A 15,250-nucleotide genomic window follows, 5' to 3' on the forward strand; every position below is an offset into this window, starting at 1 on the left:
TTTAATATTCTATTAAATAAACTCAAGCCAATCCAAATCAACTTGACCATGAAGTATACGAATGATGATGCGAACTTTTCCTTTATCAATACTAATGTTTCTAATAAGTGATTTTTCTTGCCACTCCGTACCATCCATCTTGCATGACATCGGCTCATGACCCTCTATTTCTATGGATATTAATGCTTGCGGTGTTCCCACTTGTAACCGAACTTTGAGATCGAATAGTTGACCCGCAACACATATGGCATTATGGTGAATCATTACGAATTAGCCGGCAGATTCATCACATTACTAATTCGATTACAAACCCTACGTTTTTGAGTATTCGCATCGATCTTGTGTTTCCTCATTATGAAACTGATCAATCGCTTATTACGTATAGTAAAAAATAAACAGTATTTTTAACGAGTGGGGGAGTTGTAATTGCATCTTATCATAGATGATATTGTCAAACAGTTTGCTGGAAAAGAGGTGCTCAAGGGAGCTAGCTATACCTTTGAGAAAGGGAAAATTTACGGTCTGTTGGGGCGAAATGGCGCAGGTAAAACGACGTTGTTCAACTGCTTGAGCGGAGAGATGGCCATGGATGGCGGGAAAGTGTTATTGGAGGAGAATGGAGTTGTTCGGGAGTTGAGTGAGCAGGATATCGGATATGTCTATTCACTGCCGATTCTTCCCGAGTTCCTGACAGGGTATGAATTCGTAAAGTTCTTTATGGATATTAACCGTGATAAGCTGCACATGGATCAAAGTATCGATGATTATTTTGACTTGATGAGTATGTCAGTGGAGGATAGGCACCGGCTTATTAAAGGTTACTCTCACGGAATGAAGAACAAGCTACAAATGTTGATGTTCCTCATTACGAAACCGCTCGTAATATTATTAGATGAGCCACTTACCTCTTTTGATATCATCGTTGCGTCGGAAATGAAGGAAATGTTACGAGAGATGAAGCGGAATCATATTCTGATTTTCTCCACACATATTCTGCAATTAGCCTCCGATCTATGCGATGAGTTGGTCGTGTTGAACAATGGGCAGTTGTCTGCAGTCCCGACAGAACTGTTGCACAGCGAGGAATTTGAACAAAACATTATTAAACTGCTGAAGGATGAGAGCCATGATGAGAACTCTTAATACGCTTCTTGTGGTTAGGACATCAACAGTAACGAATCTATTCATTTATTACATCCAGAAGCTACCGGTGATGGGGAAATATGTGACGGACAGTATCTATGCTAATGCAGACTTAAAAAAGGTCATTTCCATAATCGTATTTCTCATAAACCTACTATCGGGATTTGTAAATAGATTAGTCTATGTAGGTTTGCTCATTTACTTGCCTGTAGTCGGATTAGGTAGTGACCTCTCAGCTGAAGATCAGTTCAAGTATTTTGTACATATTTATTTTTTACTCAGTTTTGTGGTTGCAGGTGTCAGTAGCGCCACCATATTGGAGCCAAAACGAGAGAAATACGTAGCTGTGAAGCTAATGAGACTGTCTCCTACAAAATATATGAAGGCTACTCTTGTTTACCGATATGTTACGTTCATGGTCTATTTATTACCTGCGATGATTATATTCGCATCATTGCTGGGAGCCTCCATCACAGAGTCTATTTTGTTGGTAGCGTCTGTTACCTTGTGGAGGATTCTTACGGAGTATCTGCATCTTAAGCTCTTTGATACAACGGGTATGGTCTTGATAAAAAATACTGTGATTGTCTGGACCGTCATCGGAATTGGCTATGCTGTTGCTTATATGCCACTACTGTTCGATCTGGTACCAGTGACCTTATCGTTTCTGCTGAGCTTGCCTATCTGTATCGTACTCTTGGGCGGAGGGATCTTCGCAGTTGTTCGACTTAGCCGAAATTCCAACTACAGAGGGGCAGTCGATGCCGCAACTAAGAGGGACGATCTCTTGTTGGATTTTGGGCGTATGATGGCGGAGGCGGAGAAAACAAGTGTGAAATCGAAAGAAAGCGACTATGCCTTGAAAGGGAAGCATCAGGAAAAGATCGGAAATAAGGTAGGCTACGATTATCTCAATGTTCTGTTCTTCTCCAGACATCGGAGTCTTATTAACGAACCGGTATACAAGAGGATGGCTATCACTGGAGCATTTGGTTTGGTGGGTGTGGTAGTTGTGATGATGCTCTCACAGAGAAGTGAATTCACAGCGCCAGATCTTGGAGTTACGTTTCCCTACCTGGTTTTTGTTATGTATCTCTTATCCGTGGGAGAAAAAATGAGCAAAGCCATGTTCTATAACTGTGACAACAGCCTTTTACGGTATAGCTTCTATCGAGCCTCGGCTTCCGAGCATTTCCGCATTCGGCTTATTAAAATTATGAGTCTGAATCTAAGGATTGCAACAGTTCTGGCTGCGGCATTAACAGCTATTACGATAGTAGCGGGTGGAGAATGGTTAACCAAAGAGCTAATCTTGATGTGGGTGTGTATACTCTCGTTGTCCGTCTTTTTCTCCATTCATCATCTGTTTATGTACTATATCTTTCAACCATACACTTCGGAAATGAATGTGAAGAATCCGCTATATTTTGTTGTCAACATGTGTGTATCGATTGCAAGCGGTATTAGCATTGTCCTACGTGCACCAGCAGGCATCTTCACTGCTATTATTGTTACACTTACGCTATTATACTTATTCACTTCACTTAATCTCGTTCGAAAATACGGTAGTCACACATTCCGTGTGAAATAAACCTTTTTGAACACAAAACGAGGCTTGCGTTCTGTAGTGTAGCTAGTAAACCTACTAAACAACCGATAACTGAACTCCTCTGTCATACATAGTCCGCGTCTCAACGCGGGCTTTTTTTGTGCACTTAGTTAATGAAACGCGGAAATGTATGGACTTTAGAGCGCCAAATGAAATGACTTTTAAAATGGCAAGAATTTATTGGAAAAATGACTTAGGGACTACTTGGTATCAAGACCGATAAAGTAAAAGGTTCATCAGATTTGGTCTTCCCCAGAAGAATATTTCCGTCGTTCGTCCAGCCACGAAAAATATTTTCTCTTAATTGTCTATGATAAGGATCAGTAGCAACCAAAATAAGAATGGAGATGACAACGGAGGAAAGATTCATTAAACATATTCTCTACCTTGATCACCTTGTATTATTTATCCATAATTGAAAGAAGGAACAAGTACACAGATTGGGTAGTTAGAAATGAGAGATTGTACTAAAATTTAATGAAATGAGGAAATATTTATGGCGAAAACAAAACGTGGGCATGCGTTATGGAACCTACCATCACGTGGCCGTGGCACCTGTCCAGTCTGCCAGAGCACACGAATTAAGCTGCTTTATCCAAGAACCAAAAGTGATGGGACGGCTGTAAAGGTATGTAAACGCTGCGACAAGGCACCACAAGTAAAAGTGGATGCCAGTACTATTCATTAGCATTAGAAAGACTGTATGAGTGGATCATTTGAGTATCATCTCAGTTATTATTCATTTAACCTTCATGTTGCATAAAAATTGATATCTTAAGGTAAAGAAATCAAAAAAACCAATAAACCAACAGGGTATTCTGTTGGCTTATTGGTTTATTTACGCTCATTTCTACATATCGTAGAAAAAGAAAGAGGAGACTCGCGTGATAAGGGCAATTACTGTTATCATTTGGCCCATGGCAGTTATTATCTTTCTAATATTGGGTTTTGTCTTCAATCAATGGAGCACGTCCTTCCATGCTACGCTAAGGGTAGTATTCTTCAACAACCGTCACAGAAGGAGATGTTGATTCCATGGACTTGGAAGAACTAAGGGTATGGAGTGAGAATCTCAAGTCTTTAAATGAAATAATTTTAAACCCCCAAAAACATACACAAGCCATTCAACTATTTCTTTCTCTGCATGCTTGGTTACATTCCTCATCCGTTGGGAATTTATCCGACCTAACATTACATGATGCCGTAATAAAAAATTTGGACGAACAAACCTTCAGAAAGTACCCCTTGAACCTTTCAGATACGAAAAACTCGATTGCATGGCATCTTTGGCATAGTGCCCGACTTGAGGATATGACCATGAGTATTCTAGTGGCTGATGATCAACAAGCTCTTTATTCTGGAAATTGGTTCGAAACAATGAATACTAGATTTACCCACTCTGGTAATGAGATGAGTGAGGAAGAAATTGCCGAGTTAAGTTCAAGTATAAGTTTTGAATCATTATTGGCTTACAAAACTGCCGTTGGTAAGCAAACAAGACAAATCATATCGATGTTGAAGCCAGGACGGTTTATAGACAAAGTTGAACAAAACAGAATCAATCGATTGTTCGATGAAAATGCTGTTGCTCAAAACGCGAGTAGTCTAGCCGATTACTGGAGTAAAAGAAATATAGCTTGGCTAGTACTGATGCCTGCAACAGAACATATCTTAATACACTTGAAAAAATGCATTCATATAAAGGAAAAGCTTAATTGACCAAAGAGAAAGTCACTTCAAAGAGTAGAGGTGACATTGCTAATGCGAGTCGATAAATCAGGTTGAAAACTTGTAAACAACATTCAACAGGCTGCAAATAACAACGTTGCAGCCTGTTCTTGTCCCATCCCCCCTTTTTTTGTTTTATAACCATTCAAACATGGGGGCTCGTGGGGCTGTGGTCAAATAATAATTCAAGAGCAAGCAAGAGAATCCAAGCAATCACCCATGCTTGTGGCTGAATCTATGCTTGCTCTTGCTGTTGTTTGCAGGTTGTTGATTGTTTTTTGCAAAACAGCTGAATGCTTTCGTATCCATTAGGTTAATGAATCCGTTAGCTACCGCTGTGAATATATATCATGTTAATCAAACAAAGTATTAAAACTAAAATAGTACATTGACAGTAACAGTACTATGCCGTATTATACAAATACGGAGGTGATTACATGAGCGAGAACAAAATTACATCCGACCTGCTACGAGGACATACCGATACGATGATTTTACGGCTCTTATCCGAAGCTGACCGCTACGGGTACGAGATTGTCAAGCTGATTGCCGAACGCTCGGGTGGTGAGTATGAATTAAAGGAAGCCACCATGTACTCGAGCGTTCGTCGGCTTGAGGCGGATGGTGATATCGAGTGGTATTGGGGAGATGAATCTCAGGGCGGACGACGTAAATATTTTAGGATTACCGAAAAGGGAAAGACTGTTTACGCCCGCAACAAAAACAACTGGGAGTACGCAAAGCGTGTGCTTGAAGACTTATTATAAGGAGGTTGGATGTTATGAATGAGAAATTGACCAGCTATTTAAACGGCGTTTTCGCACCGTACGATGGGGTGAAAAGCGCCGCCGAATTAAAGGACGATCTGCTCACTGATTTGCAGGAGCGGTATCGTGAACTTAAAGCCGACGGCAAAGACGATGAAACAGCGTTTAAGATGACCATTGAGGGCATCGGCGACATCGAGGAAACGATACAGGAGGTTGCTAACCTCTCCCGCTCGCTGGAGCGGCAGGTGGTGACGAACTTTATCGGTAGCAATCTAGCTGATAGCGACTTTGCAGACGTTACGGCCCATAAAGGACAGTTTAAAGGGAGTGCGCTTCACGGTTCAGACTTTTCGGGCGCAGATTTGACCGGCAGCACGTTTGCGAGCAGCGATATTCGCGAAGCAAACTTTGACGGCGCGAATCTGACGGATTGCAGCCTGTCCGGTCTTGACCTTACGAATGCAAGCTTCCATAAATCGATCCTTGTACGCACCAACTTCAGCTCGTCGATGCTAGACGGTGCAAAATTCATAGGTGTAAAACTGACCGACGTCAAATTGAACACGACCTTCCTCAGTAAAACAATCTTTGAAAACTGTATCTTTGACGGTGTGGAGTTCAATTCTTCCGCTCTGGGAGGGCTGTGTTTTGACGGGCAAACCTTTATCGGCGTTAAGTTTGACAAGTCGGCATTAAACGAAGTCTCGTTTAAAGGTGCGACACTCAAGAACGTGTCTTTTCCGACCTCTTCGTGGTCTAAAAAGTATTATCGTGTCATCAAAACCGTCTGCTTTGACAGAGCCATGATGGATAAGTTGACATATGCCTCCCTTAAAGGCATGGGTGCCGATTTGTCGGGGGTTACGATTATATAAGGAGTGTTGATGTTATGAATGGGAAATTAACGAACTATGTGAACGGCGTTTTCTCACCCTACGATGGGGTCAAGAGCGTCACCGAATTAAAGCATGACCTGCTCACCGATTTGCAGGAACGGTTCCGCGATCTGAAAGCCGAGGGCAACGACGATGAAACAGCTTTGGAGATGACCATTGACAGCATCGGCGACATTGAGCAAACCGTACAGGAGGTCGCTAACATCTCCCGCTCGCTAGAGCGGCAGGTGCAGATAAACCTCGGTCCGATCGATCTGCAAGAGAGTGACTTCGCGGGCGTTATGTTACACAAAGGAAAATTCAAAGTGACCGCGTTGCGCGGAGCTGACTTTGCCGGCGCCGATTTGACCGGCACCTCGTTTGAAGTCAGTAATGCGCGTGAAGCCAATTTTGACGGAGCAAATCTGACAGACTGCAACTTTCCCATCACTGACCTTACGGATGCGAGCTTCAATAAATCGATCCTTGTACGCACCAACTTCAGCATGTCGGGACTGGACGGAGCTAAATTCACAGACGTAAAACTGACCGACGTTACGCTAACCAAGACTGACCTTAGAAAAACAATCTTTGATCGTTGTCTCTTTACCGGCGTGGATTTCAAAAAATCTGATCTGCGAGGAATGCATTTTGACGGGCAGACCTTCATCGGTGTCAAGTTTGACAAGTCTGCACTGAATGACGTTTCGTTTAGGGGAGCGACACTCAAGAACGTGTCATTCCGTCTGCCACTATCCGTGACTAACAAATCTTACAATGCCTTCAAAACCGTCTGCTTTGACGGCGCTACGATGGATAAGCTGACTTATGCTGCGCTTAAAGGCCTATGGGTCGTCGATTTGTCAAAAGTAACAGTTATATAAGGAGGGGAAAATATGAAAAATAAGTCAATTCAAGTGATTGGGCTGCAAAAGTCCTACAAGCAGCTTCAAGTCCTAAAGGGCGTAGATTTCGAGGTGGAAGAGGGCAGTGTTTTCGCCTTGCTCGGCTCCAACGGGGCGGGCAAGACAACGGTTGTCAAAATCCTCACTACGCTGCTCAAACAAGATAGCGGAACCGCCACCGTCAACGGATTCGATGTTGTGTCACAGCCCGACAATGTACGGCAGGCGATCAGTCTGACCGGGCAATTTGCCGCCGTTGACGAAGTTTTGACCGGACGGGAAAATCTGATTATGATTGCCAAACTGCGTCACCTCAAAAATCCGCGTCAGGTTGCGGACGACTTGCTTAAACGCATGGGCCTGACAGACGCTGCCGACCGCAGGGCGTCTACTTATTCGGGCGGTATGCGCCGCAGACTTGACATCGCCTTGAGTCTTGTGGGAAAACCGCAGCTTATTTTCCTCGACGAGCCAACCACTGGGCTTGACCCCGAGGCACGCATTGAGACTTGGAAGATTGTCAAGGAGCTTGCCGACGGTGGCACGACGGTATTCCTGACCACGCAGTATTTGGAGGAGGCTGAGCAGCTTGCCGACCAAATTGCCATTCTGCACGAGGGCAGGATTATCGCTAGTGGCACGCTCGCGGATCTAAAAAAGCTATTCCCATCCGCAAAGGTGGAGTATGTTGAAAAACAGCCGACATTAGAAGAGATTTTCCTCTCAATCGTCGGCAAAAAGGAGGTAATGTAAATGGAGACGGCAAAGAACCACTTTTTCAGCGATATGGGTGTTATGCTTGGACGTTCCATGCGTCATATTTTCCGCAGTATGGACACTATCATCACGGTCTGCATCACTCCGATTGCAATGATGCTACTGTTCGTCTATGTGTTTGGAGGCGCAATCCAAACCGGTACTGATAACTATGTGAACTACTTGTTGCCCGGTATCCTGCTGATTGCGATTGCAAGCGGTATATCCTATACTGCTTACCGCCTGTTTCTGGATAAGCAACGGGGCATCATAGAGCGGTTCCACACCATGCCGATTTCACGTTCCGCCGTGCTGTGGGGGCATGTCCTGACCTCGGTAGTATCCAACATTATATCGGTCATCGTAATCATTCTCGTAGCACTCATTATGGGCTTTCGCTCTTCGGCGGGGGTACTGCCTTGGCTTTCCGTAGCCGGTATACTCGTGCTGTTTACGCTGGCTTTGACTTGGATCGCGGCAATCGCCGGATTGTCTGCCAAATCGGTGGAAGGTGCAAGCGCGTTTTCCTATCCGCTTATCTTCCTGCCATTTATCAGCTCGGCATTTGTACCCACCGAATCGATGCCGTCAGTCGTTCGCGCATTTGCCGAAAACCAGCCGGTAACCTCGATCGTGGAAGCCATCCGTGCACTACTGTCAGGTCAGCCGGTGGGCAATGATATTTGGGTCGCTCTTGCGTGGTGCGTCGGGATTTTGCTTGTAGCCTATTTCTTTGCAATGAGGGTATATAAAAAGCGGGTGTGAAAGTATCCTCTACAAACTAGAAACAAGAGACCCAAAATGGCTCGTGAAGTTATGCTTCGCGGGCTGTTTTCTTTGTTGTGATATTCGACTTTGCTTGACTTCTTGTTTACAAACTGTTGAACGAGAAACCCGAAAAGGGCGGCAACAGGTCACTTGTTTCTAACCTGTCACTGCTCCCAACCCGCGTCCAATACGATCTCTCGGTTCTTATTCTTTTCCCCCATTGTAATCGGATTATCCTCATACGAAATCCAATCGCTCCAGCTTCCTATATATAACGTTACATTCTTATATCCAGCTATACTCAGCACGAAGCACGTACAGACAGACGGTTAGGCCAGAATCGAAGTATAGTAGTATATCCTACGCTGGATCAGATCTATAGTAGACAGATACCCCCTTATAACATAACTCCATTTATTCAAATTTTTGACGGATGACGATCAAGTTTACTAAATGTATTTAAGTTTCAAACCTTTTTCTAATGTCAACTATATTGACTCATTTTCTGTAATTGTGAAAATTATATTGGTATATTGTTTTATAGTGTTATATTTAGTAACAAAAATAATCTTGTTGTTATTATTTATATATGTTAATGTGTTATCTATGTAATAAAATATAACATTATAATAAGGGGGTAGCGTAATGATTATTAACCGAACTATTAGGAGATTTGGAGTTTCAACAGGGATTATAGGCATGCTTACATTAGCTCTACCTTCAGTGGGCTTTAGTATGCCGCTACAACCAACAACCATCGATAAGGTAGAAGGTGATTATTATGTAACGTCTGCGATTGAGAACATTCGCTGGGGATCACTGCCTAATCGAGATAGCTCTCCGATTCTTACTGTACCATCAGGAAGTGCTGTAACATTTGATACGGTATCGCATGAGGGACTGATAGAGGATCAAGGGAGAAATCCAGTTGAGTACTTCGCAAAATTTGGTGTCTCACCCGATGAAGTGTTGGATGATGCGAAAGTAATTGCGTCTTCTGCGATTAAGCATGATTATGTAAAAGACGGACCGCATATTATCACTGGGCCAGTAGCCGTTGAGGGAGCGGAGCCAGGAGATGTTCTTAAAGTAGAAGTCCTTTCGTTACAAACTCGAGTTCCATATGGTGTTATTTCTAACCGCCATGGTAAAGGTGCTCTTCCGAATGAATTTCCGGAAAATTCAGGTATACAAGAGGGAGCTAGCGCAACAAAACCGGAATTATATAATAATGTATCAATATTTACACCTATTGAAGAAATCAACGGCAATTGGTATGGTGTATTACCAACAGAAGTTGGCAAGAATGTACGTTTTCCAATTAATCCGTTCCTAGGTGTTATGGGGGTCGCGCCAAACACCAGCGAAGTTGTGAGTTCTATCCCTCCAATTGAAACAGGAGGAAATATGGATATTAATGAGTTAGGTGTTGGCGCAACAATTTATTATCCAATTCAAGTTAAAGGCGGGCTATTCTATACTGGAGATCCTCACTTTGCTCAAGGAGATGGAGAAGTGGCGTTAACTGCATTGGAAGCTTCCTTAAGGGGAACAGTTCGGTTAACGGTGTTAAAGAACGGGGATCCATCGCTACCGCATAGTGGAAAATTCACGCAACCCTTTGCTGAAACAGAGGATTATTGGATTCCAATTGGACTGGACCCTGATTTGGATGAAGCGATGAAAGAATCAGTACGTGAATCGATTCAATTCTTATCCGATAAGCTTGATATGGATAGAGCTGTAGCTTATGCGTACCTATCGGCCGCAACGGATTATGAAGTATCTCAGGTCGTAGACCGAACCAAAGGAGTTCATGGACTCATTCGAAAGACTGATTTCCTTGAAGATGTTGACGTTGCAATGAATATAGGTGGTACGTTAATCAAACCGGTTGTCCATAATAATGATTTCTACGTACCGATTCGAACCATTACGGAGCTATTGGACGGTACAGTAGTGTGGGATGATAAGACTCGTGCAATGCAAATCAATTTAGATGCGAAAACTATAAGTGCTCAAATTGGTTCAGATGTGTATTCAATTAACGATAAATTAGTATTCAATAGTAATGTACCGAAGGTTTTAAATGGCCAAACCGTAGTTCCTGTTTCTGTTATTAATAAAATACTAGGTGCTTATGTAAACTGGACGACTATCGACAAAACGTTAACAGCAAATGTATCGTTAAGTAAAAAGTAATAAAAAATTTCATTATTCAATCGTGATGGACAGATGTCCATCACGGTTTTTTTGTTATCATGAATCTGCTTTGTAGCCATTTACATCGACTTATTAATCTCCTCATAACCCGCTTGCGATTGTGATCGAAGATGTGTCTACGATGGGTAAGAGAACTTGGTGTAGTTGTAGTTGATAGCCTGTTGATAGACCTCATACTAGAAAGGTCATTGTCATTTGAGAAAATGGATGCAGAATTAACTTCCGATGGAATATCATGAACTATTTAATATATTCATCTAACATTTTATTTAAATCATTTGCGATCAAAGGACCGTTATATACAATCCAACCATATCCTGAATTCTTCATAAATTTCTAAGGGAGAGAATTGTTGTTCGAATAAAGTCGAATTATCTATTGTGAGATACTCCTGTTCAGATATTGATCTACCCTCGACTCTAAACCAATATTTGATTTTCTGGAAATGTCATCCCTCGAATCAGACGAACACGCGGATAATATACCAGTAATCAGTAAAATGATTCCCAACTTATTTAAATGAATTTTCATAGAATTCACACCACAGCACTCCACTTCAATTATTCATACAATTTTAGAATGATTATGTATTTCGACTGTATTATGTTTGTTTTTTTGAAGTTTCATATTTTACTCCCAGGGACATCCCATATTTATGGGAGTTGGATTGACGTTTGCGCATTTGAAAAGTAAAAAAAAATATTTTGCTAAAATGATATATTCCTTGAAACCACATATAACGTATAGATATGAACATAAAAATCCACTTAGGAAAGCCTTTTCGCCTATCAATAACTATGATGGCTTCCAAAATTAATATATTGTTTACATTTTGCAATGCATAAGTTACAATCATTCCCAACCAATAACTGGAAGGGATCTCTCATATGTTTGATAAGAACGTTCGTGAACTGAGGGCCGCATCAGATGGTCGCAGCAAGCTTACTCCCTTCAACTACACTCGCTCTCAATATTGCGGTAGCTTTGTGCGGAATTTACCTAGTTAAGAAAGCTTTGGAGTCAGGTGAACCTTTAACGGGGGTAGGTGTGGTATATGGTTTTGCTTAAATGAAGTGGATTTGAACCTGATGAATGACAGATCAGCACAAATATTGTTCAAAACTAAGCGTATTTCTACCGAGGGGAGATCAAATTACTATGAATATAGCCGTCAAGTTGATGCGAAAATTCAAAGACCGCGATACCCAGAATAAACTGAAAGTCTATCAAGACAAAGCGGATCTCATCAGGAAAAGGAAATTGGAAGCATGGGACGATCAACAGCTTCAAGCGGAATCCCTCCGGCTGCAAAAAGAAGCAAAATCGGGTACGCCTTTGGATGAGCTGCTTGTCGATGCTTATGCGTTAGTCTGCGAGACAGCGAAGAGAAAGCTCGGATTACAGCCTTACGATGTCCAGATCATGGCTGCCATCGCTCTGCACGAGAGATTTTTGATCGAGCAGCATACCGGTGAAGGAAAAACGCTCTCCGCTGTTATGCCTGCTTATCTAAATGCGCTGACCGGCGAGGGCGTTCATGTGCTGACTTTTAACGATTATTTGGCTAATCGCGATGCGGAGTGGATGGGTCCGATCTATCGTTTCCTCGGGTTAACGGTAAGCTCGGTTCAAGCGGGCATGAGCCTGTTCGAGAAACGGGAAACGTACGCAAAGGATATAACCTATGTTACGGCTAAAGAAGCGGGATTCGATTATTTACGTGACACGATCGCACTAAACGAAGCCGATACAGTGCACCGTCCTTTCCACTACGTCATCGTCGACGAAGCGGATTCACTGCTTCTCGACGAAGCGCGGGTGCCGCTAGTCATCAGCGGCGAGTCGGGCTCCTCCAGCAACGACGGCATTCTTTTCGCAGATGTGGCTCGGCAGCTACAGCAAGTAGAGCATTACGACTTCGACGAGTTCCAACGGAACGTTTACTTGAATGAAGCAGGCGCTGCGAAAGCGGAGTCGCTGCTGGGATGCGGTAATTTGTACGATAGCCATAATAGTCATTTGTTAACGTCATTAAATTGCGCGCTGCATGTGGAATCGTTATTCAAAAAGGACGTCGATTACATCGTCCGGGATGGTAAAATCGAGCTGATCGAAGAATATACCGGCCGCGTGGCCGAGAACAGGTATTTACCGGACGGGCTGCAAGCCGCGCTTGCCACCAAAGAAGGGCTGCAGTGGAAAGACGGTGGGAAAATTCTAGGGACCATTACCATTCAACACTTCATTAGCCTGTATCCGAGGATTTGCGGAATGACGGCTACCGCACACGCTTCCGCAATGGAATTCGAAGATATTTATGTGCTGCAGGTCGTGCAAATCCCGCCGAACCGGCCAAACATACGGATCGACCATCCACACCGGATTTATACACATAAAGAAGCCAAACTGAAGGCGCTTGTACAAGAAATCTCTTCCGTCCATGCGACTGGAGGTCCAATTCTCATTGGTACGTCAAGCGTCGAGGAGTCTGACATGCTGGCGGAAGCGCTAATGGTTGCCGACGTGCCTTGCCATGTTCTGAATGCGAAAAACGACGCGAAAGAAGCCGAAATCATCGCTAAAGCGGGAGAAATCGGTGCCGTGACGGTGTCTACGAATATGGCGGGACGAGGCGTTGACATTCGGCTCGGCAAAGGCAACCCTACGCAAGCAGAAGTTGTCGCCAAGCTGGGCGGGTTGTACGTGATTGGTACACATGTGAACGAAAGCGTGCGGATCGACGACCAACTGCGGGGGCGTTCTGGCCGCCAAGGCGACCCGGGAGCTTCCGTATTTTTCGTAAGCATGGAAGACGAGTTGCTGCTTCGGTTCGGCATCAATAAAGCGATTCGTGCTCCTAGGCAAGAGGAGGCTCTCGAAGAGCCGGTGCTCCGCAGCAAAATCGCTCATATTCAACGCGTTATTATGGGTCAAAACTTCGACATCCACCAGGAACTGAACTGTTATTCGGATATGGTGGAGGATCAGAGGCGAATTCTATACGAGGAACGGCTCGGAATATTGAAAGGTGAGCAGCCGATGAGCCTTTCGGAGCAACGTGTACGGCTTTTTTATATCGACGAGTTCTGGGCAGACCATCTGGCATACGTTTCTTACCTTCGCGAAAGCATCCACTTGGAGAGCCTTGCCAGCCGCAATCCGATCGACGAATTTCATGCGCAAATCAGCCAAGCATACGAGCAAATTCCGGCAAAAATAAATAGTGAGGCGGCGAATATGCTTGTAAGGCTCGGAGGTTCGAATGATCCGGCGAAGTGGGAAAAGTTCGGTCTGAAGAGCCCTGCTTCCACTCGGACTTATATTATCAATGATCAATACATCCAGAATAAGCGCAGCTCATGGACCACAACGACCGTATTTGCTTATTGGCTTCGCACAATTACGAGGCCGATATTCAAGCTGTCAAAATTTTGATACAGCGTAGCTTTTTCAATGATCATCGCGTTGTTGCCCTATAAGTATTTTTTATGATCGTTTGTTGACTCCATGTTGATTTTATAGCATGAAAAATACATCGCAAGGGCATACCGCATGGCGATGTATTCGAAGTTTAAGTACTATTAAGCTTCTTGCCGCTCCTCTTCGTCACCCATGGCGATCGGATTCCTTTCAAAGCTAATCCAATCACTCCAGCTACCCGCATACAGCTTCACTCTTGTATATCCAGCTTCTGAGAGTCCGAGTATATTAGGACATGCTGTAACACCCGATCCACAGTATACTATGATTTCTTGATCTTTCGGAATGTCCTTGAAATGATCTTGTAGCTCAGCCGTTGACTTCCAATGACCGTTATCATCAAGAAGTTCTTTCCAGAATAGATTGATTGCACTTGGGATGTGACCTGCGACAGTATCAATAGGTTCTTCCAGTCCTAAGTAGCGGTTAGGTTCTCTGGAATCGATCAAGAGAGTGGAGGGATCAACCGTTGCTTTTTTCACATACTCCATATTTACAACCATTCCATGCTGAATTTCAGCAGTGAAGGTTTGTGGAATTCTGATCGGTTGTTTATCACTTACAGGGTATCCTGACTTTTTCCAATTCGAGAATCCTTCATTCATAACATATGTCGCAGAATGTCCTATATATTGAAGAAGCCACCATAAGCGAGCAGCCATGGCCCCACCTTGATCATCATAGGCAACAATACGTGATTCATTATTAATGCCTTTGCGTTCAAGAGTCTTGATGAACTTATCCATATCAGGTAAAGGATGTCTACCTCCATGTTGTGATTTTGGGCTTGAGAGATCCATCTCTAGATCGAAGTATACTGCTCCTGGAATGTGTTCTTCCTCATACACAATACGTCCCGCTTGGGCGTCTCCCATGCCCATGCTAAATCTACAATCGATGATGACTAGGTCTGGTTCATATAAACGCGCCAGTAGCCACTGTTTTGAAATCATTGTTGTCAAGAGTTAGCACCACCTTTAGTATTATTAATAC

The 15,250-nt window shown here is 43.4% G+C and carries 13 protein-coding genes; 11 read left to right on the forward strand and 2 right to left on the reverse strand.

Going from position 1 to position 15,250, the window contains the following annotated elements; all coding sequences use genetic code 11:
- Nucleotides 1–12: 12 nt before the first annotated feature.
- Nucleotides 13–264 (reverse strand): hypothetical protein, encoded by a 252-nt coding sequence (locus LPB68_RS22920; RefSeq protein ID WP_157756153.1) that lies wholly within the window; start codon nt 262–264, stop codon nt 13–15.
- A 162-nt stretch (nt 265–426) separates the two neighbouring features.
- On the opposite strand from LPB68_RS22920, the gene LPB68_RS21080 reads away from it, so the two are divergent.
- The 11 genes from LPB68_RS21080 to LPB68_RS21125 all read left to right on the forward strand — a co-directional run bounded on the left by LPB68_RS21080 (nt 427) and on the right by LPB68_RS21125 (nt 14,212).
- Nucleotides 427–1,143 (forward strand): ABC transporter ATP-binding protein, encoded by a 717-nt coding sequence (locus LPB68_RS21080; RefSeq protein ID WP_068655292.1) that lies wholly within the window; start codon nt 427–429, stop codon nt 1,141–1,143.
- Nucleotides 1,127–2,734, forward strand: a complete 1,608-nt coding sequence (locus tag LPB68_RS21085; protein ID WP_068655290.1) for a hypothetical protein — start codon at nt 1,127–1,129, stop codon at nt 2,732–2,734. The genes LPB68_RS21080 and LPB68_RS21085 overlap by 17 nt, the downstream gene beginning before the upstream one ends.
- Nucleotides 2,735–3,248: 514 nt before the next feature.
- The gene (locus LPB68_RS23520) at nt 3,249–3,440 is read left to right on the forward strand and encodes a hypothetical protein (protein ID WP_082865583.1); all 192 of its coding nucleotides are present in this window, start codon (nt 3,249–3,251) and stop codon (nt 3,438–3,440) included.
- Between the two features lie 347 nt (nt 3,441–3,787).
- Nucleotides 3,788–4,471 (forward strand): hypothetical protein, encoded by a 684-nt coding sequence (locus tag LPB68_RS21090; protein WP_068655288.1) that lies wholly within the window; start codon nt 3,788–3,790, stop codon nt 4,469–4,471.
- A 446-nt stretch (nt 4,472–4,917) separates the two neighbouring features.
- Nucleotides 4,918–5,247, forward strand: coding sequence for a PadR family transcriptional regulator (locus LPB68_RS21095; RefSeq protein ID WP_068655286.1), 330 nt, complete (start codon nt 4,918–4,920; stop codon nt 5,245–5,247).
- 14 nt (nt 5,248–5,261) lie between these two features.
- A complete protein-coding gene (locus tag LPB68_RS21100) occupies nt 5,262–6,125 on the forward strand; it encodes a pentapeptide repeat-containing protein (RefSeq protein WP_068655284.1) in 864 nt (287 codons plus the stop codon).
- 14 nt (nt 6,126–6,139) lie between these two features.
- Nucleotides 6,140–7,009, forward strand: coding sequence for a pentapeptide repeat-containing protein (locus LPB68_RS21105; protein WP_068655282.1), 870 nt, complete (start codon nt 6,140–6,142; stop codon nt 7,007–7,009).
- A 12-nt stretch (nt 7,010–7,021) separates the two neighbouring features.
- Nucleotides 7,022–7,783: an ABC transporter ATP-binding protein gene (locus LPB68_RS21110; protein ID WP_068655281.1), complete on the forward strand. Its 762-nt coding sequence runs from the start codon at nt 7,022–7,024 to the stop codon at nt 7,781–7,783.
- A complete protein-coding gene (locus LPB68_RS21115; RefSeq protein WP_068655279.1) occupies nt 7,784–8,551 on the forward strand; it encodes an ABC transporter permease in 768 nt (255 codons plus the stop codon).
- Between the two features lie 648 nt (nt 8,552–9,199).
- Nucleotides 9,200–10,756 (forward strand): acetamidase/formamidase family protein, encoded by a 1,557-nt coding sequence (locus LPB68_RS21120; protein WP_068655277.1) that lies wholly within the window; start codon nt 9,200–9,202, stop codon nt 10,754–10,756.
- Nucleotides 10,757–11,935: 1,179 nt separating this feature from the next.
- Nucleotides 11,936–14,212, forward strand: a complete 2,277-nt coding sequence (locus LPB68_RS21125; protein ID WP_068655275.1) for a preprotein translocase subunit SecA — start codon at nt 11,936–11,938, stop codon at nt 14,210–14,212.
- A gap of 146 nt (nt 14,213–14,358) precedes the next feature.
- Here LPB68_RS21125 and LPB68_RS21130 read toward each other — a convergent pair whose 3' ends face one another.
- Nucleotides 14,359–15,219 (reverse strand): sulfurtransferase, encoded by an 861-nt coding sequence (locus LPB68_RS21130; RefSeq protein WP_068655273.1) that lies wholly within the window; start codon nt 15,217–15,219, stop codon nt 14,359–14,361.
- Nucleotides 15,220–15,250 lie beyond the last annotated feature (31 nt).

Origin of the sequence: Paenibacillus crassostreae (genome assembly GCF_001857945.1) — a bacterium.
Lineage (GTDB): Bacteria > Bacillota > Bacilli > Paenibacillales > Paenibacillaceae > Paenibacillus_AQ > Paenibacillus_AQ crassostreae.

Excerpts from the sequence above, each read along its gene's own strand:
- LPB68_RS21120 (WP_068655277.1), top strand. The coding sequence starts at position 9,200 with ATGATTATTAACCGAACTATTAGGAGATTTGGAGTTTCAACAGGGATT.
- LPB68_RS21110 (WP_068655281.1), top strand. The coding sequence starts at position 7,022 with ATGAAAAATAAGTCAATTCAAGTGATTGGGCTGCAAAAGTCCTACAAG.
- LPB68_RS21115 (WP_068655279.1), top strand. The coding sequence starts at position 7,784 with ATGGAGACGGCAAAGAACCACTTTTTCAGCGATATGGGTGTTATGCTT.
- LPB68_RS21100 (WP_068655284.1), top strand. The coding sequence starts at position 5,262 with ATGAATGAGAAATTGACCAGCTATTTAAACGGCGTTTTCGCACCGTAC.
- LPB68_RS21125 (WP_068655275.1), top strand. The coding sequence starts at position 11,936 with ATGAATATAGCCGTCAAGTTGATGCGAAAATTCAAAGACCGCGATACC.
- LPB68_RS22920 (WP_157756153.1), bottom strand. The coding sequence starts at position 264 with ATGATTCACCATAATGCCATATGTGTTGCGGGTCAACTATTCGATCTC.
- LPB68_RS23520 (WP_082865583.1), top strand. The coding sequence starts at position 3,249 with ATGGCGAAAACAAAACGTGGGCATGCGTTATGGAACCTACCATCACGT.
- LPB68_RS21105 (WP_068655282.1), top strand. The coding sequence starts at position 6,140 with ATGAATGGGAAATTAACGAACTATGTGAACGGCGTTTTCTCACCCTAC.
- LPB68_RS21095 (WP_068655286.1), top strand. The coding sequence starts at position 4,918 with ATGAGCGAGAACAAAATTACATCCGACCTGCTACGAGGACATACCGAT.
- LPB68_RS21090 (WP_068655288.1), top strand. The coding sequence starts at position 3,788 with ATGGACTTGGAAGAACTAAGGGTATGGAGTGAGAATCTCAAGTCTTTA.
- LPB68_RS21085 (WP_068655290.1), top strand. The coding sequence starts at position 1,127 with ATGATGAGAACTCTTAATACGCTTCTTGTGGTTAGGACATCAACAGTA.